Genomic DNA, 204 nt, shown 5'->3' on the forward strand with positions numbered 1-204 from the left:
TTGGTGGAGCTAAACGGGATCGAACCGTTGACCTCTTGCATGCCATGCAAGCGCTCTCCCAGCTGAGCTATAGCCCCGGATTTTTCGCCTCGCGGCGCAGCAGACCTTGCGAGCTGCTTGTTGAAACTGGCGTCCCCTAGGGGACTCGAACCCCTGTTACCGCCGTGAAAGGGCGGTGTCCTAGGCCACTAGACGAAGGGGACA

The 204-nt window shown here is 59.8% G+C and carries 2 tRNA genes; both read right to left on the minus strand.

Going from position 1 to position 204, the window contains the following annotated elements:
• Position 1: 1 nt before the first annotated feature.
• Positions 2–77, minus strand: a tRNA-Ala gene (locus AC0IYH_RS34455).
• A 50-nt stretch (positions 78–127) separates the two neighbouring features.
• Positions 128–203 (minus strand) — tRNA-Glu (locus AC0IYH_RS34460).
• Position 204: the final 1 nt, after the last annotated feature.

The organism is Pseudomonas sp. AC463 (assembly GCF_979253585.1).